Origin of the sequence: Singulisphaera acidiphila DSM 18658 (assembly GCF_000242455.2) — a bacterium.
GTDB classification, from domain to species: Bacteria; Planctomycetota; Planctomycetia; order Isosphaerales; family Isosphaeraceae; genus Singulisphaera; species Singulisphaera acidiphila.
In genome coordinates, this window is sequence record NC_019892.1 from 1958380 (window position 1) to 1980285 (window position 21906).

General features: G+C 62.3%; 17 protein-coding genes. 13 read left to right on the forward strand and 4 right to left on the reverse strand.

Annotated elements, in window-relative coordinates; genetic code table 11:
* Positions 1-186 precede the first annotated feature (186 nt).
* Both SINAC_RS07635 and SINAC_RS07640 read right to left on the reverse strand, forming a co-directional pair.
* Positions 187-2001: an ABC transporter ATP-binding protein gene (locus SINAC_RS07635; RefSeq protein ID WP_015245108.1), complete on the reverse strand. Its 1815-nt coding sequence runs from the start codon at positions 1999-2001 to the stop codon at positions 187-189.
* Positions 1988-3793 (reverse strand): ABC transporter ATP-binding protein, encoded by a 1806-nt coding sequence (locus tag SINAC_RS07640; RefSeq protein ID WP_237722447.1) that lies wholly within the window; start codon positions 3791-3793, stop codon positions 1988-1990. The genes SINAC_RS07635 and SINAC_RS07640 overlap by 14 nt, the downstream gene beginning before the upstream one ends.
* 522 nt (positions 3794-4315) lie before the next feature.
* Between SINAC_RS07640 and SINAC_RS07645 the strand changes: the two genes are divergently transcribed.
* The 10 genes from SINAC_RS07645 (at position 4316) to SINAC_RS07690 (ending at position 17179) form a co-directional block, all read left to right on the forward strand.
* Positions 4316-5260, forward strand: a complete 945-nt coding sequence (locus SINAC_RS07645; RefSeq protein WP_020465721.1) for an HAF repeat/PEP-CTERM domain-containing protein — start codon at positions 4316-4318, stop codon at positions 5258-5260.
* Positions 5261-5464: 204 nt separating this feature from the next.
* On the forward strand, positions 5465-6964 hold the full coding sequence (locus SINAC_RS07650) for a trypsin-like peptidase domain-containing protein (protein WP_015245111.1): 1500 nt from the start codon (positions 5465-5467) through the stop codon (positions 6962-6964).
* Between the two features lie 763 nt (positions 6965-7727).
* On the forward strand, positions 7728-9644 hold the full coding sequence (dnaG, locus tag SINAC_RS07655; RefSeq protein ID WP_015245112.1) for a DNA primase: 1917 nt from the start codon (positions 7728-7730) through the stop codon (positions 9642-9644).
* A gap of 31 nt (positions 9645-9675) precedes the next feature.
* Positions 9676-11346, forward strand: a complete 1671-nt coding sequence (gene rpoD / locus SINAC_RS07660) for an RNA polymerase sigma factor RpoD (RefSeq protein WP_015245113.1) — start codon at positions 9676-9678, stop codon at positions 11344-11346.
* A gap of 267 nt (positions 11347-11613) precedes the next feature.
* Positions 11614-12351: a zinc ribbon domain-containing protein gene (locus SINAC_RS07665; RefSeq protein ID WP_015245114.1), complete on the forward strand. Its 738-nt coding sequence runs from the start codon at positions 11614-11616 to the stop codon at positions 12349-12351.
* Positions 12352-12517: 166 nt separating this feature from the next.
* The gene (gene trxA, locus SINAC_RS07670) at positions 12518-12850 is read left to right on the forward strand and encodes a thioredoxin (protein ID WP_015245115.1); all 333 of its coding nucleotides are present in this window, start codon (positions 12518-12520) and stop codon (positions 12848-12850) included.
* Between the two features lie 4 nt (positions 12851-12854).
* Positions 12855-13523, forward strand: a complete 669-nt coding sequence (locus tag SINAC_RS07675; protein WP_015245116.1) for a phosphoribosylanthranilate isomerase — start codon at positions 12855-12857, stop codon at positions 13521-13523.
* 324 nt (positions 13524-13847) lie between these two features.
* Positions 13848-14162 (forward strand): hypothetical protein, encoded by a 315-nt coding sequence (locus tag SINAC_RS07680; protein ID WP_015245117.1) that lies wholly within the window; start codon positions 13848-13850, stop codon positions 14160-14162.
* A 195-nt stretch (positions 14163-14357) separates the two neighbouring features.
* A complete protein-coding gene (gene ahcY, locus SINAC_RS07685; RefSeq protein ID WP_015245118.1) occupies positions 14358-15698 on the forward strand; it encodes an adenosylhomocysteinase in 1341 nt (446 codons plus the stop codon).
* Between the two features lie 182 nt (positions 15699-15880).
* Positions 15881-17179, forward strand: a complete 1299-nt coding sequence (locus SINAC_RS07690) for a DUF1015 domain-containing protein (protein ID WP_015245119.1) — start codon at positions 15881-15883, stop codon at positions 17177-17179.
* Between the two features lie 67 nt (positions 17180-17246).
* On the opposite strand, the gene SINAC_RS41655 is transcribed toward SINAC_RS07690, so the two are convergent.
* Positions 17247-17795, reverse strand: a complete 549-nt coding sequence (locus tag SINAC_RS41655; protein WP_015245120.1) for a general stress protein — start codon at positions 17793-17795, stop codon at positions 17247-17249.
* 243 nt (positions 17796-18038) lie between these two features.
* Between SINAC_RS41655 and purN the strand changes: the two genes are divergently transcribed.
* Complete coding sequence (gene purN / locus SINAC_RS07700; protein ID WP_015245121.1) at positions 18039-18698, forward strand: phosphoribosylglycinamide formyltransferase; 660 nt, start codon at positions 18039-18041, stop codon at positions 18696-18698.
* Positions 18699-19061: 363 nt separating this feature from the next.
* On the opposite strand, the gene bshB1 is transcribed toward purN, so the two are convergent.
* On the reverse strand, positions 19062-19754 hold the full coding sequence (bshB1, locus tag SINAC_RS07705; RefSeq protein WP_015245122.1) for a bacillithiol biosynthesis deacetylase BshB1: 693 nt from the start codon (positions 19752-19754) through the stop codon (positions 19062-19064).
* A 575-nt stretch (positions 19755-20329) separates the two neighbouring features.
* Here bshB1 and SINAC_RS07710 point away from each other — a divergent pair.
* Both SINAC_RS07710 and SINAC_RS07715 read left to right on the forward strand, forming a co-directional pair.
* Positions 20330-20638: a Rieske (2Fe-2S) protein gene (locus SINAC_RS07710; protein WP_015245123.1), complete on the forward strand. Its 309-nt coding sequence runs from the start codon at positions 20330-20332 to the stop codon at positions 20636-20638.
* 75 nt (positions 20639-20713) lie between these two features.
* The gene (locus SINAC_RS07715; RefSeq protein WP_015245124.1) at positions 20714-21697 is read left to right on the forward strand and encodes a GNAT family N-acetyltransferase; all 984 of its coding nucleotides are present in this window, start codon (positions 20714-20716) and stop codon (positions 21695-21697) included.
* The last annotated feature ends 209 nt before the right edge of the window (positions 21698-21906 follow it).

Consider the following 21906-nt stretch of genomic DNA (forward strand, 5'->3'; position numbering starts at 1 on the left):
AAGCAGGGGAGGCGGCAGATTGTTCCAGGCGATTCCGAGAATTCTGTGGCCAAGGGGAGGATTCCCCATCGTTTCGCTTGGTTTCTAAGGCGTTTTTGGTAAGACTCGGAGAGCCTTGGGGTGTGGCGGGGAAGAGACCCAGGATCCGGATGAGCGACAATCGGCTCGGTGTCGGCTCCGGAGCGATCAACGATACGCTGCCGCCTGGATTCCGTAGAGTTCCGCGTACTTGCCCCCCTGCGCCATGAGCGCCTCGTGGGCACCGACCTCGGCCACGCGGGAGCCGTCGAGGACGACGATGTGGTCGGCCATTCTGACAGTGCTGAAGCGATGGGACACGAGGATCGTGATTCGGCCGACGGGCGCTCCGGTGGACCCGTTCGATTTCCCGGCCCGTGCGGCGGCGGCGAAACGCTCGAAGAGGGCGTGCTCCGTCTCGGCGTCGAGTGCGGCGGTCGGCTCATCGAGGATCAGGAGTAAGGGGTGATCGCGCATGAAGCCACGGGCCAGGGCGAGCTTTTGCCATTGGCCGAAGCTGACCTCCACACCCTCGGGCCAGGTTGGGCCGAGTTGGGTCTCGAGGCCGGCCGCGAAACGACCCACGACATCGTCCGCGCCCGCGCGTTCGACGGCGGCCACCACCGCCGATTTGTCGTCGAGCCGGGAAAGATCGCCCAGGCCGATGGTTCGGCGTGCCTTGAACTCGAACCGAAAGAAATCTTGAAACGCGCCGGCGAGTCGAGCCCGCCACGTGTCGGCGGGCATCCTTGCGAGATCGAGTCCGTCCACCAGGATCCGCCCGCTCGTCGGTTGGTAGAGACGGCATAAGAGCTTCACGAGTGTTGACTTGCCTGCGCCGTTCTCTCCCACAATGGCGACGACGGTTCCTGGCTTGAGGTCCAGGCAAACGTCTTCGAGCACAAGACGCTCCGTCGCCGGATAGGCGAAGGAGACGTGCTCGAAGCGAATCCCATCCGAGAGCTGCGGTGGAACTGGCGTATCGGCCTTTTCGGACATGGCCGTCGCATAGTCTTCGAGCCAGGCCATTCGTCTCGAGCCGTCGAGCCAGAAGCCAAACAGGAATCCGATCTCTCCCACCGTCGCGCCAATGTACGCCGAGAGTCGTGAGCCCGCTGCAAGCACGAGGAGTACGTCACCGGGGGTCGCACGGATTCCCAACGAGACGAACGCGACGGCACCGAGAAACCCGGCGCCGAAGATCCCCCACGCCAGCATCTGCCAGAAGGCCGTCCCCCACCTCGCCTTGGCGATCGGCCCATACCAACGGTCCCAGGCTGCACGGCGATCGGCCACCAAACGATCCGCGATGCCGGTGACTCGCACTTCTTTTCCGGGAGGGGCCGTGGTGGCCGTCACGAACAAGTGCCGCGCCAGCCGATTCGCTGGTGCGCCCTGCTCTTGGGCTGCGCGTTCCACGCCCGGTCGCCAGGCGGAGCTCAACACGGTCGGCAAGGCAAACAGGATGAGGAACGCGAGCGCGGGGTGGATGGAGACCAGTAAAGCGACCGTCACCCCCAGCCGCAAAATCCACCCGCAGGTGGAAAAGAGTGACATGTACATGTGGTCGAGGACAAAAACCTGGTCGCGGAGCACGGCCAACCGGTTCAGGTACTCGGGACGCTCGTGATGCTCGACGGTGACCACGGCCGCCTGGAGCCGTGCGACGTGCGATTCGAGCGCAATGGTCACCTGGTCCCGAAATCGACGCTGGGTGCGATCGCTCATCACGCGCAGGAACCAGGTGGCGGTCGTCGAGGCACCGAGGCCGACCGCCGCAATCAAGACAAGCCGACGTTGATGAGCCAAGGCCCCGTCGGTAAGCATTTTGAACCAGAGCGCCAGCAGCGAGTCAGGCAGAGCCGCGAGGAGCGCGAGCCCAAATGCCACCACGAGGAGCCGGGGCTCGGCCTCATACCCGCGTTTGAGGGCACGCCACATCGAAGGCAATGCTGGGGGCATGGGGTCATCAGGTGAGGACATCGTAGTTAACCCCTTCCTCCTCGGTGTCCTCGGTCCCGAAACGCGAGGCTTGGAGCACGAACATGGTGTGATACCGGCCGCCGGCCGCCATCAACGCGTCGTGGGTGCCGAGTTCGACGACCCTCCCCGCTTCGAGCACACAGATCCGATCGGCGTGCCGCACGGTCGAGAAGCGGTGCGAGATCAGGATCGTGGTGGTCTGTCGCGTTGCGGCGAGAATTCGCTCGAAGATCTCGGCTTCGCCACGCACGTCGAGCTGTGCGGTGGGTTCATCGAGCAGCACCAAGCCCGCTCCAAGCCGGACTGCGCAGAGCGCGCGGGCGAGTGCGACCCGTTGCCACTGCCCGCCGGAAAGATCAGTGCCCCCTTCGTAGCCTCGGGCCAGCACGGTGTCGAGATCGGCCAGTCCGGCCGCCCCGGCGTCCGCAAGGGCGCTTTGGATGAAGTCGTCGGGCGCACCGCCAGGGGCCACGTTGTCGCGGAGCGGGAGTTCGAAGCGGATGAAGTCCTGGAAGACGGCGGTCACCCGAGATCGCCACGCATCCAGGTCAATCGTACGGAGGTCGACTCCATCGATCTCGATGCCGCCGGATTGAGGGTCGTAGAGCCGGCAGAGCAGCTTGGCCAGGGTTGTCTTGCCGGCACCGTTCTGGCCGACGATGGCGAGGGACGTCCCGGCCGGGATGGTGAGGTCGAAGCCCTCGAGCACCGGCTGATCCGTACCAGGGTAGGTAAACGTCAGGTTGCGGAACCGGATCTCGCGGGCAGGGAGCCCGTCGGCCGGTTGCCGACCAAGGACCAATGCCCCGGCGGGTTCCATCGCCTCCTTGAGACGGAGGACTGCCGCGACCGGTGCGGCCGAGCAGTCGAGCGCCCACGACAAACCGCCGAACGCGATCATGCCGGTCGTGACGGCTGCGCTCGCGTAGGTCACCAGCCGATCGAGCGCGAGTGAGCCATCCGCAGCCGCGCTCGCCATCGAACCGAGGACCACGATGTTGGCGATCAAGACGATCAAGAGGCTCCAGAGCACGGGACGCTCGCGAAGCTTCGTGGCCTGGAAGCGGAGCTCGACGAGCCGGCTGCGCATCGAGCGGAAGCGATCCACCGTCCAGTCGGCGAGTCCGAAGAGCCGGAGTTCCTTCGCGGCGAAAGGTTCGACGGCAAGGCGGTAGGCGTAGTCGGCGTGGCGCTGGGCATCGCGGACTTCCTCGGTATTCCGGTCCCGCCAGACGGCACTTTCGCGTAAGAGCCAGTGGGTGGCGAGCCAGCCACCGGCCAGGAGCAAGGGAGCCCACCAGGCATACCCAACGAGGATGGCGGCCGAGGCGAGCCCGACGATCATTTCCACGAGCCCGGAGGCGATGAAGTCCATGGAGATCGACATCGGCGGCCCGCTGATCCCGAGGTCGAAGTCTCTCGCCATCGTGAGGTCGTTGGTGAGCTTCGGATTCTCGAGGTGGCCCATCCCCGGAGGTCGCACGCAAGCCAGGACGAGGCGGTCGTAAAGCCAGGCGGCCGTTTGGCTCCCCAGGTTCGCGCCGATGGCCCGGTGGAGGGGGGCCAGGATCTGGAGCGGTAAGTACACGGCCCCGACGAGCGCCAAGGGGCCAACCACATCTTGACCTCGCTGAACCGCGCCCACGAGCCGCCCGATGACGATGGCGAACAGGGCGGGGAGGATCCCGCGGAGCAGAAGCAGAACCCACCAGGTGACGGCGAGGCCACGATTCGCCTGCGGCAACACTCCGAAGAATTTCCACCCGTCGCTGGTGCGGAGGCGTTGGATCATCTCTGATTCGAACCCTTTCAAGCCGGACGCAGCCTCCGGCCTGGAGTCAAACCACGACAGCCCGACTGAGGGACTCGGCCCAGGGGTTCCGTCCCATCCAAAACTGCCGGATTGCGTGCAAGCGGGGGCCAACCCAAAACGGCACCCAGATGGGGAAAGGTAACCGAACTGGTTCCGATTCTCAATTGGGCCTGGGACGGATGACGCCTGGCTTATGAATGCGCTCGACTCTGCCGGAATCTGTCGCACAGATCGATTTTCGTGCGGAACGTCCGAATCACCGCAAAGGTTGGTGTTCCCGAGACGTTCACACTCAGATGCGGGAACGCCTGGACTTCTGACGTCTCATCTGCTGGAGCTTAATATGTATGCTTCCGTGTGGTTGCTCTTGACGATCAGTCTGCATTCACCCATGATGCTCCCCCCCCCGGTATCAGATGATTCGACATCACAAGGACGTCTTTCCCAGGGAGGGGAAGCATGCGCGGCAGGTCAATACAACTCGTTGTATTTACGACTATCATGGGACTGACCGGAACGCGAGTGAGCGCTGAGGCCTTATACACCGTGACCGACCTCGGTCAGGCCGACACCAGCCCCAACTCCAGCTTCAATTACCTCAATGCCCTAAGCGCCACGGACCAGGCGACGTTCCAGTCGGGTTCATTCGAGAGGGATTCGCATCCGGTCCCGCTGGGTCTTCCCCGACAATGGGTTCAAGGTGATGTCGCAAGATGGTCTTCCGGCCTAGGCGTGGTCTATGACTCCGTCATTTTCGCCAGCGGCAACAATCAGGGCGATGTGGTCGGCAACACGGCGGAAACGGTTCCCTCGATTTCTCAACCTCACTCGCTGCTTGCCCTGTTTCGGCCGGACCCGCATACCGTCCACCCCTTGGATAGTCCCTCCCAGCCAGGCGGCGTTCCGAGCCCCGGATACCTCGTTGTACCTCAATGGAATGGTCCCGTGAATTCGTTTTACGGGACAGTCACCGGGATCAATGATCACAAACTTATTACAGGCTCGATCCAAAGACACTCGAACTGGCAAGAAACCGCCCCCGTCCTCATCGACGCCTCCACTGGGAGTGTAAGCCCCATCGAGCTTGGCAGCCTCGGCGGCAAGCATGGAGTCGGAAATGCTCTGAACAACGCAGGGCAAGTCGTCGGCTGGTCGGAGATTGCGGATGGCACGCACCATGCCTTCCTCTACGACAAAGGGATCATGGAGGATCTCAACACGTTGATCCCGCCCACGTCGGGGCTCAATCTTGACACCGCCGTCGGCATCGACGCCTCGGGACGGATCGTGGCTCTGGGAACTGATGATTCCGGGGTCACCCATGAGTATCTTCTCGCGCCCGCCACGGTGCCTGAGCCGAGTACCTTGGCCCTTTTCGGCCTCGTTGCGGGAGGCCTCGTTGTTCGGCATCAGCGCCGACGGGGGCGGAGTGCCTGCGCGGTTTGAGAGTCCGCTCGTTCAGAGGACTTCCCGATCCGGCCGCATTGCTCCATCTCCCCCTTGAGCAATGCGCGGTCCTCCGAATGAAGTTGAACCATCGCAACCGCGGGTTGCTTTCGGTCTGATGCCTCCCCAGAATAGTAGAGCAAAGGTGGAACGCTTCGCGTTTGCCTTGAGCTTTAGATTCGCACCTGATGGAGAGACGCGCCGATGGCCTCGTTCGACCCGCAAGACTTTGGCCTCGACGAGCCGCCTCCCCGCCCCACGACTCCGCCGGTCAGGCGCGGGTTTCTGCTGATCCTGTTCGTGCTGACGCTTTTGGCCTCCTTGGTCTACGGCCTTCCTTATCTGGCGGACAACGCGGGATACGCTTGGGAGTCAGGCCGGTCGCGGGCGGCGTCCGAGGCGTTGGCGAAGCTGAACAAAGCGGGGATTATCGCACGCGCGTCGGAGCTGTTCCGGATGGCCACGGCAGCGGCCGCCCCGGCGGTCGTTCGCGTCGAGGCCAAACGGTTTCCGGGGCGGGCTAACGGAGGGCGTGAGGGGGCACCGGGCGATCCGCTCGGCCAGGCGGACGCCAGCCTCGGCTCGGGCGTGATCATCGATAAGGATCGGGGCTTCGTGGTCACGAATAACCACGTCGTGAAAGAAGCGGACGAGATCGTCGTTCGACTGAGCCAGGGGACCCGGTTGCCCGCCCGGCTTGTGGGGGCCGACCCCAAAACGGACCTCGCCGTGCTCCAGATCAATGGCAAGTTGACCACCGCCGCGGCCTGGGGCGACTCGGACAAGCTTGACATCGGCGACTGGGTGCTCGCCATCGGCAGTCCGTTCGCTCTCGACCATACGGTGACCGCCGGCATCGTCTCGGCGACGCAGCGGAATGACCTCCGGATCAACGAATACGAGTCGTTCATTCAGACCGACGCCGCGATCAACCCAGGAAATTCGGGGGGACCTCTGATCGACCTGACCGGTAAGGTCATTGGGATCAACACGGCCATTTATACGTCGAATCAGAGCCAGGGCAACGAGGGCATCGGTCTGGCCATCCCTTCGTCGATGGCCCGGCGGATCGTCGAAAGTTTAATCAAGGACGGGCGGGTGATTCGCGGGTTCGTGGGGGTGAACATGGAGCTCCTTACCCCGGACCAGGCGCGTGCGCTGGCGATCCCTGACGGCAAAGGGGCGTTGGTCAAGACCGTTCTGCCCGGTGGCCCGGCCGACAAGGCGGGGCTTCATTCGGGGGACGTCATCGTCCAACTCAACGGGAAGGATGTCTCGGATCCCGACAACCTCAAGCGAGTCACCGCCGACCTTGCGGTCGGCTCGCATGTCCCGATCGGCTTCTACCGGGAGGGCAAGCTGAAAACGGTGGACGTGACCATCGCCGAGTTCCCTGGCACCCCGGTGTTGGCCTCCTATGGCTTCCGGGTGCATGAGATCCCCAGCGAGGGGGACCCGAATCTCGGTGGTATACTCGAAATCGATCAGGTGGTTTTGGACAGCCCTGCGTCGCGCGTGGGCCTTCAGCCTGGCATGAGAATCCTTGCCGTCGGCCAGACCCAGGTCCACACCAAGGCCGAATACGACGCTGCCATCGCCGCACTCAACCCTGATCAGGGTCTTCCCCTCCTCGTCCAGACTCCCGATGGGCAGGCCGGTTCTGTCACCATTGGCGGCACCCGCGCCAACTCCCCCCGACGCTGATCGGTTTCGGGGCCACCGACGGATCGTGTGGCCCCCATTTTTCTTGCTTTTCCTCCCTTTGTTTAGAACGCCCTTCCTTCAGGGAGACCGCAGCCAAAGCGACCCGAGTGGCTGGGGGCCGTACGCACGGCCCCGGGGGCGAGTGCCAGGAGACCGGGTCCTGGGTACGGTCCCCAGCCGCCGATGCGGCCTACTCGAGGGTGTACCGCTCTTCTGGGAGGGGCTATGCGTACCCCCCTCGAACTCAGGGTCGCCGATCGCTGTCTGCCGTCGTTCGCCAACGCTTCGCACATACGCCGCCCTTTTCCCTGCTTACCTCGTTTTCGCCGTGATCGCCTGCGCTCGTCCCAATCGGGGCCACCACCCTTGACTTGGACACCTGGTTTGCGGGACAAGAGTTTCAGACTCCTGTCTCACGGATGAGGATCTGGGCAAGGGATTATGAAGAGAGATTCTCGAGGAACGAGCGGGTTCTCGTTGTCAAGAGTCGAGTCGGGCCGGCTGGAAGGATCGGGCAAGTTAGGGAGGCGATTTCTTGAGCCTCTAGCCCTAACTGCTAAAATCATGCCAGGTTAGAAAGAGGGCTTACTGTCGTTCAACCTCTCGAAAAACTTGACCGTATTTCAGATAGGGGTTATAATTCCCCTGACAACCGACGAAGAACGGCACGTAGCGCGGCTCGTTCGGGTACGGGCGATCATTAAACCTACCGTGTCTGCGATCACCTTGGACCCGGGCCTGAGGACTCGTAGAGGAGATCTCGGTGCCCCGATACTCCGAAGCGACTTTGGCCGCCATTAAACAGGCGGTGGATATCGTCGCGATCGTTGAAGAGTTTCTTCACCTTCCTCTGCATCGTTCCGGTTCAAAAATTAAGGTTTTGTGCCCGTTTCATGACGATCACAAGCCCTCGCTCGAACTCAACTCTGAACGCCAATCGTTCAAATGTTGGAGTTGTGGTGCGGGGGGCGATGTCTTTGATTTTGTCAAGGATTATTTGCGGGTCGATTTTCCTGAGGCGCTCCAGATGTTGGCCGAGCGGGCAGGAGTCGCTCTGGAAAGCACGCCTGCCGGGCCGGGCCCGAAGGGGCCGTCGAAGCGAGACTTGTTGGCGGTTAACGAGTGGGCTCAGCGGATGTATCGCGAGGCGTTGGTTCGCGATGCCGGAATTCTGGCCTATGTCGAAGAGCGGGGGATTAACGCCGAGAGTGTGGCTCGGTTTCACCTAGGTTACGCGCCTGATACTCGCGACTGGTTGACGAGCCGGGCCGCCAAAGAAGGAATTTCTATTGACTTTCTGGAGCGAGCGGGCCTTGTCGTTCGATCTAAGGAGTCTCCTGGCCTGACTCGCGAGCGGTTTCGCGGTCGACTGATGTTTCCGATTCATGACCTTCGGGGACGTACGCTCGGTTTTGGTGGTCGGATTCTGCCCCAGGTGGAACGATCCTTGGCCGCTGCGGGGAAAAATGTCGCAAAATACTTGAATAGCCCCGAAACACCTTTGTTTCAGAAGCGTAAGATTCTTTATGCGGCGGATCTCGCCCTGGCCCCGGCTCGCGAGATGGGCTGGGCGGCGGTCGTCGAAGGTTATACCGACGTGATTGCGGCCCACCAGGTGGGGCTGAAGAACGTGGTGGGTACGCTCGGCACCGCCTTGGGCGACGACCATGTCCTGATGCTCCGCCGGCTTACGGATCGGGTCGTTTTGATCTTCGACGGCGACGATGCAGGACAGTCGGCCGCCGACCGCAGCCTTGAGTTGTTCTTGGCCCATGAGGTAGACGTCCGCGTGTTGACTCTTCCATCCAAGCTTGACCCCTGTGAGTTTCTCCTGGCCGAAGGAGCGGATGCGTTCCGGGCCCTGGTGGATCAGGCTGTCGATCCGATGGCCTTTGCCATCCGACGCGCGGAGTCGCGGTTCGACCTCAATTCGTTCGAGGACGCGCGGCGGGCGGCGGAATGGGTCCTCTCGATTCTGGCGAGGGTGCCGAAGTCGACCCGGATCGGCATGGATATCAAGATCGCCCGCGCCCTCGACACGCTCTCGCAGCGGTTGCGGGTTCCGGTGGATGTCTTGAAGCAGTCGCTGAAGCGGCTCCACACTGCGGCGGCCACTTCTGCCTTGGTGCGAACTCGGGCCGTGCCCGAAGTGGCGACGACCTCGGCTGAGGGAGTGCCCCCGGCGCCTCCGGTCATCCCCATCCGCCTGGCGGATCTCGACCCTTTCGGTCGCGAACTCCTCGAAATTGTTTTGAACCAGCCGAACGTGGTCGGGCAGTTGATCTCGCGGGTGGCGGTCGCTTCGATTCGCGACGCCCCGTTGCGAGCGATCCTCCAGGCGTGCTACGACCTGTACGCCGAGGGGTTGACGCCCACGTTCGATCGGGTTGCTCTTCGTCTTGACGACGCGGCAACGCGGGCTCTGGCCGCCGGTCTGCTCCTGCCGAGAGATCCGGCCCCCTTGCCCGATTATGCCCAGCCCGCTCCCTGGGAAGATTGTCTTGCGGGGGTGCTTGGCCGGCTCGCCCAGCGCGACTGGCAAGACCATCTGCAAGATCTCAAAGATGCTTTGAAAGAAAATGATCCTGCTGCGCGGCCTGAAGAGTATCAAGCCCTGCAACGCGAATTGTACCGACACCATTCCATGCGGCCGGACACGAAGAAGAAAAACGCGTCCTGACCCATCGTTCCGTCGTGAGGGAGGTTATTGGATGGAAAAGCTGGACGAGGGCCTCAAGACGCTCCTCGATTTGGGCAAACGCCGAGGATTCCTGACGTTCGATCAGGTGAACGACTACTTGCCGGACGAGGCCAGTAGCCCGGATAAGATCCACGGCTTGCTTGAATCGCTCGACGAGATGGGCATTGAGTTGATTAACGAGGATGAGGCGGAATCGCGCCTCCAGGCCTCGGGCGACTCTGACGACGAACCTGATGAACTGGTTGATGAGCCGGTCGACGATGATGACGGAGAATTGACGCCGGAAGACCTCGACGAGATCTCGCGGCGCATTGACGATCCGGTCCGGATGTACCTCACCCAGATGGGTGAGATCCCGCTCCTGACCCGCGACCAGGAAATCAACCTCGCCAAGAAGATCGAGATCACCCGCAAGCGATTCCGCCGCAAGGTCCTCGAGTGCCACTTCGCGCTCGCCCTGGTCGTTGACGTCCTCAAGAAGGTCAACGAAGGGGACCTCCCGTTCGATCGCACGGTCAAGGTGTCGGTGACCGAGAATCTCGAGAAAGACCAGATTCTCGGCCGGATGCCGCATAACCTGGTGACGCTCGCGCACCTGATGGAATGCAACAACCGCGACTTCCGTTCCTTCATCCGGGAACGCGACAAGTCGGCGCGTCGGGCGTTGATGGTCGGCCTCAAGAGCCGCCGCCGCAAGGCCGTCAACCTGGTTGAGGAACTCTCGATCCGGACGCAGAAGGTCCAGCCGCTCATGAAGCGGCTCGAGCAGGTCGCCGCGCGGATGGGCGAGTTGGTGGTCCAGCTCCAGGACTACCGCGCCGGCCGCGGGGGCAAGGAAGACCGGTCCAACCTGCAGAAGGAACTCAAGGACCTGATGCGGATCACCCTCGAAACCCCGAAAAGCTTGCGCAATCGGGTCGAGGCGATGAACTCACGGTTCAAAGAGTACGAGCAGGCCAAACGCGAGCTCTCCGGTGGTAACCTTCGGCTGGTCGTCTCGATCGCCAAGAAGTATCGCAACCGCGGTCTCTCCTTCCTCGACCTGATCCAAGAGGGGAACACCGGCCTGATGCGGGCCGTCGACAAGTACGAATATCGCCGAGGCTACAAGTTCAGCACATATGCCACTTGGTGGATTCGGCAGGCGATCACCCGCGCCATCGCTGACCAGGCCCGGACGATCCGGATCCCGGTCCACATGATCGAGACGATGTCGAAGCTCCGCAACGTCTCGAAGAAACTGCTTCAGGAGAAGGGGCGCGAACCCACGATCGAAGAGACCGCCAAGGCCGCCAATATCTCGATCGAAGAGACGCGGCGGGTGATGAAGATCTCACGCCATCCGATCTCGCTCGACCGGCCGGTTGGGGAGAGCGAAGACAGCTACTTCGGCGACTTCATCGAAGACGAGGCGGCCGAAAGCCCGATCAACGCGGCCACCCAGGAAATGCTCAAAGAGAAGATCGATCAGGTCCTCAAAACCCTGACCTATCGAGAACGCGAGATCATCAAGCTTCGCTACGGCCTGGGAGACGGCTACACCTATACCTTGGAAGAGGTGGGCCGGATCTTCAAAGTCACCCGCGAACGGGTCCGGCAAATCGAAGCCAAGGCCGTCCGCAAGCTGCAACATCCTGTTCGCAGCCGGCAGCTCGAGGGTTTCCTCGAGAGTACCGGTTGACACCGGACTTCATGACCGCCGGTCGCCTTCAGGCGACCGGCGGTTTTTTGTTGGCCTCGCGAGCCGAGTCGAACACCACCGCGACGGTCCGAGCGACCTGACCGGCACCCATCGATCGAATACCCTCATTTAGGGATACCGTTGGGAACGCTCGCCTCGCTCGTCGGGAGGTCAACTCTTGTTCTCAAAGCCTCTGGACTTTGAATGGCTGGTTCTCTGATCGCTGATTTGACCGGGCGCCCGAACCGACCCGATGGAGACGAAACGATGGCTGCCACCGCCGATAATCTCCGCGAACTCCACCAGCTCCACCAGCGAGCCAAGGCGCTCCGCGACCGGATGACCTCGGGTCCCAAGACGCTCGTCGCGCGCCAGGCGGCGCTCGTGATTCGCAAGACCGCGCTTGAGGCCTCCCGCAAGGCCGTTCAAGATTCCAAGGTCCAGCTCAAGAAACGCGAGCACTCGCTCCAGGCGCACCAATCGAAGATCGATGACCTCAAGGTTAAGCTCAACCTGGTCAAGAAGAACGAAGAGTACAAGGCGATCCAGAATCAGATCGCCAACGACAAGGCCGCGATCGAGAAGCTCGAAGGCGAGATGCTCGAAGACATGATGCGGATCGACGACCAGGCGGCCGCGCTGGTGACCGAAGAACTCGAGTTCAAGAAGTTCGAAGGACAGGTTGCCGAGTTCCAGACCGAGATTGAGTCGCAGGCTGCGGACCAGAAGACGCGACTCGAGGAACTCGTGGCCGCGATCGTCGGCGCCGAGGCGATCATCCCCGAAGACCTCCGTGAACGCTACCGCCGGACCGTCAAGCAGCATGGTGCCGATGCCATGGCGTTCATCGAGAATCACGCCTGCTCGGGCTGTTTCGTCTCGATCACGGCGCAGATGATGAACGAGCTGATCAACAACAACTCGCTCAGCTTCTGCAAGACGTGCGGACGGGTCCTCTACCTGGCCGAGGAAGACATCGCCAACACCCGCCGCTCGGCTCGATAAAGGGCCGGGCGCGCGGCCCGTCGCGGTCGATCCGGCTGGTTGACTCGCGTTCAAGCATTCTTATAATGTCTACCGACGAGCGACGGACCCATCAACGCTGCCAACAGCCCTGTCAAGTCCGTCGACCACCGCTCTTGACGTTCGATCGAGGAACGAGGCGATACCAATGGCCGCGAATGTGCTGGATTTCACCGACGCGAACTGGAAGTCGGACGTTTTGGACTCGGAAATCCCTGTGATTGTCGACTTCTGGGCTCCCTGGTGCGGTCCCTGCCGAATGCTCGCGCCGACGATCGAAAAGCTCGCGGGAGAGTTTGAAGGTAAGGTCAAGATCGGCAAGATGAACACCGACGAGAACCAGGAGACCCCCGGCGGTCTGCGGATCTCGGCGATTCCGACCGTCTTGATCTTCCAGGGCGGTAAGGAAGTGGATCGGTTGGTGGGGGTCAATACCGAGTCGAAGTTCAAGGCTTCGCTCGAGAAGCTTGGGGTTTCCTGAGCGCGTGCCTCATCCCACCCTTCGCATCAAGGTCTGCGGGCTGACGAGCGTGGCCCAAGCCTTGGCTTCTGCCACGGCGGGCGCTGACTGGGTCGGACTTAACTTCCACCCTGGGTCACCCCGTCGTGTCGATCCCGCGCTGGCGGCCGAGATTGTGGCCGCCCTTCCACGCACGACCGAGGCGGTCGGCCTGTTCGTCGACCGCCCTCCCGACGAGGTGGCGGCCCTGGCCGATCGAATCGGGCTCGGGATTGTCCAACTCCACGGGCAAGAGCCTCCCGAAGACCTTGGGAGACTCGGCCATCTTCGACTCGTGCGCGCCTTCCGGATCGGAAGTGCGGACGCGGTCGCGGCGATGGTCGCCTACCTGCGCAGGGCCGAAGATTTGGGGCGCGGCCCTGACGAAGTCCTCGTCGATGCGTACGTCCCCGGCTGTGACGGGGGGACGGGCCAGGCGATCGCCGATCACCTCTTCCCATTACTCCCCCCCCTGCCCCGCCTCATCCTGGCCGGCGGCCTGACCCCTGAGAATGTCGCCGAGCGCGTCGCCCGGGTTCGCCCCTGGATGGTTGACGTGGCCTCCGGGGTCGAGTCGGCCCCGGGCCAGAAAGACCCGGACCGTGTAGTCGCCTTCATTCAAGCGGCCCGATCGGCCGTCTCCACGGCACCCTGAAGCGGTGTCTTCCGGGTGAATCAGAACAGAGAGATCGAGTGAACCGAGTTGACTGGGGCCGTCTTCGGATCCCGGTCTTCTTGGTTTCGTAGCGGAGCCCGATGACGGTTCCCTTGCCATCCCAGACATGGGGTGGCCCAAGGATCAGCCGCTCGCATCGGCGGGCGAAGTCACCCGACCCAGGTGGGGGGGGGCGCGGAGCAGAAAGCCCGAAGCGGCCAAGTCGAGAATGGGGCTCTCTTGACACACACGTACGTGTGTCTTATCATCCCTGGCGAAGTGAAATGAACGGTCTCGTGGCGAGACGGTTTCCGGGAGGTCGACATGGAGAAAGATCGGCGCGGACGGCGACGGCAGCCCGATCAAGAACGGGGCCTGCGACCACTCTATCCCCCGTTGCCGGGTGAGTGGACGAGTAAGGCGTTGCGGGTCGCGATGTCGAGTGAGGACTGGGCTCGGTTTGATGCCCTAGTTCGCAACGCGGCTCCCTCGGCCTCTACCCAGGCCCGGGCGCACGGGATGGTGATCTCTCACCTGATCGAGCGGCCCCTTGCCGTGGATCGGCCCGCTCCAGGACCGTTCGATTGGATGGACTGGGAGCGACAGAAGACCCTGAAGCTGCTCCGCTCGGTGATCTGAAAGCGTGGATAAATTTTCATTGAATCGCTTGAGTGTCCTCTGCTGTAACGTTTAGATTGCGCACCGAAAGATCGCCCCCTCTGAGATCTCGGATTGACGGAGGGGATGTTTGTTTTTCTGGTTCTCGAATACTGGGTTCACTGATCTGTGAACCCGGTCTTTTTCCTGGTTTCGGTTTCTGAAGGGTACACTTCCTTGGCGGCTGCTGTTTCTGGAGATGTGAAGGATCTGGCTCTGGCGGCCCTCGGCCTTGAGCGAATCAACTGGGCGGAGCGGGACATGCCCGTTCTTCGCGCGATTCGCGAGCGATTCGATGCCGAGAAGCCCCTGGCGGGCATGAAGATGTCGGCCTGCTTGCACGTGACGGCCGAGACCGCCAACCTGGCGCGGACGTTGGTCGCCGGTGGTGCGGACCTCGTCTTGGTCGCCTCGAACCCGCTCTCGACGCAGGACGACGTCGCGGCGAGCCTGGTGCAAGACTTCAACATCCCGGTCTACGCGATCAAGGGTGAGGACGAGTCGAGCTACTACCGTCACATCGCGGCCGCGCTCAAGCACAGCCCGAACGTGACCATGGACGATGGTGCCGACCTCGTCAGCGCGATGATCTTCATCGCCCTCAACCGGCTCGACGACCTCCACCCCGAGCTGAAGGCCTGGGCGAAGACCCTCTCCGCTGCCGAGCGAACGGGCCTGGTCGAGAACGTCGTCGCCAGCATGGAAGAGACGACCACCGGTGTCATCCGGCTCCGTGCCATGGAGAAGGACGGCGTCTTGAAGCTGCCGGTCATCGCCGTCAACGACGCCGAGACCAAGCACTTCTTCGACAATCGCTACGGCACCGGTCAGAGCACGCTCGACGGTGTGATCCGTGCGACCGACATGCTGCTGGCGGGCCGCCGGGTCGTCGTTTGCGGCTACGGCTGGTGCGGTAAGGGCGTGGCGTCGCGGGCCAAGGGGCTCGGTGCTCACGTCATCGTGACCGAGGTCAACCCGGTCCGTGGTCTTGAAGCCGCCATGGACGGTTTCGAGGTCATGGATATCAGCAAGGCGGCGACCACCGGCGACCTCTTCATCACGGTCACCGGCAACATCCATGTCATCCGCGAAGAACACTTTGCGCTGATGAAGGATGGCGCCATGATCTGCAACTCGGGCCACTTCAACGTCGAACTGGCGCTCGACTCGCTGGAGAAGATAGCGACCACGACCAACAAGAAGGTCCGCGAGTTCGTCGACGAGTACGTGCTCAGCGATGGCCGTAAGCTCTACGTTCTCGGCGAAGGCCGCTTGATCAACCTGGCCGCCGCCCACGGGCACCCGGCGAGTGTCATGGACATGAGCTTCGCCACCCAGGCGCTGGCGACCGAGTGGTCGATCAAGCAGAAGGGCGAGCTCAAGAACGCTGTCTACAACGTTCCCAAGGCGGTTGACCAGTGGGTCGCCGCCTTGAAACTTCAGACGATGGGCATCGCCATCGACACCTTGACCGAAGAACAGCGCAAGTATCTCAACAGCTGGGAAATAGGGACCTGATCTCTTTCCCGCTTGGCCGCTCGCGAGAGCGATCAAAACTTGCTGGGCCTGCCGTCCTTCTTTTCCGGGACGGCCGGCCCGAACCGATCCAGGAACTTGTGCTTCTTACTCCTTAAGCCGTTATTGACCACTTTCCTTGAACGCTGGCGGGGCCTCAATCCCCACCGGTGGGAACCATCCCGATGCCCGAGATTCAACCGTTCCGGGGCGTCCGCTACGACATCGCTCGAGTCGGGGCGATGTCCGACGTGGTCGCCCCCCCCTACGACGTGATCGACGCGACCTTGCAGGAGCGGCTCTACCAGGCGAGCCCTCAAAACATCGTTCGGCTCGAGCTGAACCGCGAAGAACCTGGCGACAACGACACTCAGAACCGTTATACCCGCGCGGCACGCTTCCTCCGGGAGTGGAACCGGGACGGAATCCTCCGGCACGACGACCACCCCGCACTCTACGTCTACCATCAGACGTTCGAGATCGAGGGGCAAACGCACACGCGCAAGGGGTTCCTGGCCCGTGTCCGCCTCGAAGCGTTTGGCCAGGGGAAGATCTACCCTCACGAGCAGACCCTCTCCGGCCCGAAGGCTGACCGGCTCGCCCTCTTCAACGCCACCAAGTACAACCTGAGCCCGATCTTCGGCCTCTATCCCGACGCGGAAGCCGAAGTCCTGCGTGCCGCCGAAGCGGGAATTCGCGACCGAACGCCCCTCGAGGCGACCGATCACCTTGGTGTTCAGAACCAGCTCTGGCCGGTCCTCGACCCGCAGGTTCACACCTTGGTCCAGGGCCTGATGGCTGCGAAGCCGATCTTCATCGCCGACGGTCATCATCGCTATGAGACCGGTGTGAAGTTCCGGGACGACCTCGCCGCTGCCGGCGAACTGACCGGCCCTAACGACCCGGCCAACTTCTGCATGATGATGCTGGTCGGCATGAGCGACCCCGGCCTGCTGATCCTCCCGACCCACCGGCTCGTCTCCGGCTTCCCCGGCCTTACCGCCGAAGCGCTCGCCGAACGGCTCGCCCCCGAGTTTGACGTTCGGGTTGCGGGCGAAGGCGAAGCCGGTTGCCGCGCCGCCTGGGAAGAGATCGCCATGGGAGGCGACCAGGATGTGCTCGCTTTCGGGACGCGGGCTGACGGCCGCTGGTTGATCGCTCAGCTCCGTTCCGACGCAACCATGGATACCCTCGCTCCGGAGCACAGCGCCGAGTGGCGATCACTCGGGGTGAGCATCCTCCACGAGCTCGTGCTGAAAGCCCTTTTGAAGCCGGCCGAGCCCGCGCCTTGCCGCTACGTCCACCTGCTCGAGGAGGTCACGGCCGACTTGAATGCGGGGGGATGCGACCTGGCCTGCCTCGTCCCACCCGCAGGGATGGAGCACGTCGAGTCGATTGCGTCGAACCTCGAAAAGATGCCCCCCAAGAGCACTTATTTCTATCCCAAGCTGCTCAGCGGACTCGTGCTCAATCCGCTCCGATAATTGTGGTTTCAGGGTTACAGGGTGGGTGGGTGAATCCCCACCCTGTAACCTTCGCTCATGATGAATCTCAGGCCGAAGCGGCGTCAAAGACGTCGACTTGCTCGGGAGCTTCCGGCGCCAGGAGTTCCTTGGCCTTTACGATCGCCTCGGCTGTGCCTCGGGCGACGACGAGGAACTTGCCCGCCTTGACCTGGGTTTCGAACTTGAGTGCCTGGTCCTTGGGAACTCCCCAGCCGACCAGTGCTCCGCCCAGTGCTCCGATCGCCGCCCCCGCGAGGGCTCCTTCCACTCCGCCCAGCAGCGCCGCGGACAGTGGTCCCGCCACGATCACCGGGCCCAGACCCGGCAAGATCAAGAATGCTGCACCCACCAAGAGCCCGAAAAGGCCGCCGACCCAGGCTCCTGTCCCTGCACCTGCCGCCGCGAAATCACCCGTGTTGACGAAGCCGACTGGCTCCTCGCTCACCTGGAAGTCGCGTCCCACGATCGAGAGATCGCTCATCGCGAACCCTCCCTGGTGCAACCGGCGCACCGCCCTTTCCGCCGATGCATGATCAGGGTAGACCGCCACGACACTGGAACCTGAAGCTGAAGGTGTTTCCGCCTGGCTCATCATCAAGTCTCCTCGAGGTATTGTGAGGCGAGATCCGTTTTTGAGTGTAGCAGGTGACATGCCGAAACCACGCATGTTCTCTCGAAAGCGTCTTCGCCTGCCTGAGATTTTCCCGCACGTCTTTGCATTCCTCGGACCTCGGCCCATAATGGCGGAGCCTCCGTTTCTGTCGAAAACCTGGCGCAGTCTTTGGATTTCGACAGAGTCACTCCTTTTTGTCTTGATAAGTTCCTGGATCACTTGGTGATGGTCGACTCTCCTCGCAACCCGCCGATCACGAGTCCCCCGATCCGTCTGGCCGTTTGCGTTTCGGGGGGTGGAACGACCCTTCAGAACTTGATCGACCTGATTCAGGCCGGCAAGCTCAACGCGACAATCAGCCAGGTGATCGCGAGCCGACCCAAGATCGGAGCGATTGCGCGCGCCGAGGCCGCGCAAATTCCGGTTGCCCTGGCCACGCGCAAGAAGACCCAATCGCTCGCCACGTTCAGCGCTTCGGTGTTCGACCCGATCCGTCAGTCGAAGGCCGACCTGGTCATTCTCGCCGGCTTCTTATCGCTGGTGGAAATCCCGGCCGACTTTACCGGCCGGGTCATCAACATCCATCCCTCGTTGATCCCTGCTTTCTGCGGCAAGGGCTTCCACGGCAGCTCGGTCCACCAGGCCGTAATCGAGGCGGGGGTCAAGGTCTCCGGCTGCACCGTTCACTTCGCCGACATGACCTACGACACGGGGCCGATCATCCTTCAGCAAACCGTCCTGGTCCTGGACGACGATACGCCGGAAAACCTCGCGGCTCGCGTTTTCGAAGCCGAGTGCCAGGCGCTTCCCGAGGCGATCGCACTCTATGCCGCCGGCCGGCTCAAGGTTGAGGGGCGATGGGTTCGCGTACTCGGACCGGTTTAGGTGCTTGCCCGAGAATTGCCCTCGGTCCTTGCGCTGAGGAGAGGGGGGATCCCTGGTTAGGAGAATTCCGTGAGCGAGACGCTTCGCGAACGACTCAGCCAGGAGTTGAGCAAGCAGGTTGGAGCGAACTGTGCACCCGTCTTGCGAAGCCACTGGTGGCGGCCTTGAAGCGAATGATCGCGATCCTCAAAATCCGATTGGCGGTTGCGGGACGTGGTTGGCGTCATGCCGTGAGCGTCTGGGGACACTCACGGCGAAGGAGCCTGCCTTGCCCAAACTCTCGCCACGCGGCCAAGATCGACTGTATTTACTACAATGATTGTACCGAGCTGAAACGTTCTCTTGTCGTCGGACGGTATCAGGTCAGAGCAGGAGGTGTTCCAAGCTGGCCAGTCCAATCGGCTCCCGGCTTGCGAACGGTTCCGCATGCGCGACCCCAACGGTGTGTCCCCAGAAGCGTGACCGATCGCGGACCGATTCGATCACGCCGGGGACTCCCTCGGGCTGGTTGTCCACCAGTTGCGAGCGGTAGCAACGTAACGCCGCGAGCTTGTCCTCGAGTTGGTCGCTGATGTCGACCATGAAGGTCGGTCGCTCGACGATCCGCAAATGAACGCTGAAGTAGTAAAAGATCCGCGAGGGGTGGAACGGAGTTCCGGGGATATCGGACTTCGAAAGCTTGCTCCAGAACCGGGCCCCTTCGACAAGTTGGGTTGCGGCGGTGTGGTCGGGGTGGGCGTCTTCCCAATAGGGCGCGAACAAGATCCGGGGCCGAACCTCGCGAAAAAGCGCCGCCAGCGCACGGCGATGGGCCAGGGTCGGCTCGAGACTGCGGTTAGGGAGGCCGAGATTCCTCCGCCAGGGGCTTTTCAACGCCAGGTTCGCCGAGGCCGTCTCCTGCTGCCGGCGCTCCACGCTTCCCAGCGGCGTCGGCTCTCCACTGGTCAGGTCGAGGATCCCGACCTTCCAGCCTTGACCGAGTAGACGGACGATCGTTCCTCCCATGCCGATCTCGGCATCATCCGGGTGCGGCGCAACGACCAAGGCATCAAGCATCGTCAAGGATCTCCGGCGGAAAGCGTCAGGTTTTTTTTCCGATAGTTTTGGAAACCAAGGAACCCGGCACGAGAATGAAATTTCAAAAAAAACGGGCGGCGAGAAGCTTTGGACTCCCCTCGGATTCACGCTCGAATGGGCCTGTTTCGATCCCTCAATCGAACGATTGGTCGGGAGGGGGCACCCGGCACCCTAAGGAGGATTGCAGCCGAGAGATCGGTCTCCTAAAAAAATCGTCAGAAGATCGCCGCTCGACTCTCCTGGGTTCCGGTCCAGCAACGCCGAGTTATCGGCATCAAAGTCGAAGTTGTCTCGCTAAAAATAGCTGAAACGGCCCCGGCCTGGTTCGCCTTCGAGTCCTCCCCCTGCCCCCTCCCGGAACGGTCGCGAGCGCTTGCCGCATGCTTGGAGTTTATCCGGGCGGCAAGTCTTGTGTCGCGGTGTCGTTCCCAAGGGGTTGACGGCTATGCTAGACTAGCCTCTATTGAGCAACGCCAAGGTGGCGAGATGACTGTGAGACGTTAGGTCGAACCGTCCCGCTGTGATTCGCTGGGCTGATTGTGGAGCCGTTGGGAATGCCTGAACTCGTCAAAATGGCGGAGTTGAGCGAGTTGCCTCCAGGAGGTTCCAAGGAAGTCGAGCACGATGGACGGATCTACGCTCTATTTAACGTTGATGGCAAGATCACCGCAATTGACGGGATTTGCCCCCACCAGGGGGGACCGCTCGCCGATGGTCCACTGGAAGGCACGCTCGTCACCTGCCCCTGGCACGGCTGGCAGTTCGATGTCTGCACGGGAAAGACCCCCCTGGGTGCTCGGCTGAAGCAGACCGTTTACGAAGTCAAAGTCGAAGGCCAAGATGTCATGGTCTCCGTTCCCTGATCGTGCTTCATCCTTTCGCGGAGGACGATTCACATCCTCCCATCGCGATCCGGCCCTTTACCGCAATTGAACCCGGTGACGAACTTTCGCTCGTTCCGCAACGGCGACTCGCCCGCACTGGCGGCGCTCTGGAATCGGGGAATCCCCGAGCAGGGAGCCGCTCGCCCTTTGACTGGTCACGAATTCGATTCCCACGTCATCTCGAAGTCGAACTTCGACGCGAACGGGCTGATCGTGGCCGAGCGGGATCACCGGGTCATTGGCTTTGCCCACGCCGGCTTCGGGCCCGACGAGCCCGTCGGGCCTCCGAACCGTTTGAATTTTGACATCGGGACGATCGCGATGCTGGTCGTCGAGTCCGGCCCGGAGGACGTGGAACTCGAGACCAACTTGGTCCTTGCCGCCGAGCGATATCTGCGCAGCCATGGGGCGAAAGTGATCTACGCGGGAGGGCAATTCCCGCTCAATCCGTTCTACTGGGGAATCTACGGCGGCAGCGAGTATGCGGGGATCCTTTCCACTCACCACGGCTTTCTCAGGGCAATCCTCCGCGCCGGCTACGAACCCGTGAGCGAGACCGTCTTGATGGAGGCCGACCTCCACCGACCGGAAGTGCGCGAACCGAGATCGCCGCTGATCCGTCGCGTCGCTCGGGTCGAAGTCGTTGAGGATTCTCTCCCCGGCAACTGGTGGGAGGCGCTCGCCATCGGCAATTATCGGCCGACCTGCTTTCAACTCCTCGCCAAGGCCGATGATCGCGTACTGGCGCGGGCAACCACCTGGGACATGAGCTGGTTCGGTCGCCGCGATAATCGGCTCCGGTTGGGCCTGATCGGTATGGGAGTCGACCCGGAGCATCGCCGCAAGGGGTATGGGCGGCATCTCGTCGCCGAGATTCTTCGCCGTTCCCGGGGCGAGATGATCTCGAGCGTCGCTCTCCAGACCCGAGCGACCAATACGCCGGCCCTCGAACTCTACCAATCGCTCGGCTTCGATCCCTCCGAGACGTCCATCCTCTATCGCCTCCCCGGCCCATTGACCGCGCGATCCGATTCGTAGCGGTCGCACTCGACGACGAGTCTCGGGGCACGAATAATCAGTTCGGTTACAACGCGATCGGCCGCTGTCGTCCGAGCTCGCGTCTCGCCAAACGACTCAGACTTGGGATGGGGCAAATCCGGCTTTTCATGGTAAAAGCTTCGGGCCCGCATCCCGCTTGCCCCGGGAGGCCAGGCATCCCCGGCAAAATACGTAATTATTAACGATCG

Coding starts and splice junctions, on each gene's coding strand:
- SINAC_RS07635 (WP_015245108.1), bottom strand. CDS start 2,001: ATGTCCTCACCTGATGACCCCATGCCCCCAGCATTGCCTTCGATGTGG.
- SINAC_RS07640 (WP_237722447.1), bottom strand. CDS start 3,793: ATGATCCAACGCCTCCGCACCAGCGACGGGTGGAAATTCTTCGGAGTG.
- SINAC_RS07645 (WP_020465721.1), top strand. CDS start 4,316: ATGGGACTGACCGGAACGCGAGTGAGCGCTGAGGCCTTATACACCGTG.
- SINAC_RS07650 (WP_015245111.1), top strand. CDS start 5,465: ATGGCCTCGTTCGACCCGCAAGACTTTGGCCTCGACGAGCCGCCTCCC.
- rpoD (WP_015245113.1), top strand. CDS start 9,676: ATGGAAAAGCTGGACGAGGGCCTCAAGACGCTCCTCGATTTGGGCAAA.
- SINAC_RS07665 (WP_015245114.1), top strand. CDS start 11,614: ATGGCTGCCACCGCCGATAATCTCCGCGAACTCCACCAGCTCCACCAG.
- trxA (WP_015245115.1), top strand. CDS start 12,518: ATGGCCGCGAATGTGCTGGATTTCACCGACGCGAACTGGAAGTCGGAC.
- SINAC_RS07680 (WP_015245117.1), top strand. CDS start 13,848: ATGGAGAAAGATCGGCGCGGACGGCGACGGCAGCCCGATCAAGAACGG.
- SINAC_RS07690 (WP_015245119.1), top strand. CDS start 15,881: ATGCCCGAGATTCAACCGTTCCGGGGCGTCCGCTACGACATCGCTCGA.
- SINAC_RS41655 (WP_015245120.1), bottom strand. CDS start 17,795: ATGATGAGCCAGGCGGAAACACCTTCAGCTTCAGGTTCCAGTGTCGTG.
- purN (WP_015245121.1), top strand. CDS start 18,039: ATGGTCGACTCTCCTCGCAACCCGCCGATCACGAGTCCCCCGATCCGT.
- bshB1 (WP_015245122.1), bottom strand. CDS start 19,754: ATGCTTGATGCCTTGGTCGTTGCGCCGCACCCGGATGATGCCGAGATC.
- SINAC_RS07710 (WP_015245123.1), top strand. CDS start 20,330: ATGCCTGAACTCGTCAAAATGGCGGAGTTGAGCGAGTTGCCTCCAGGA.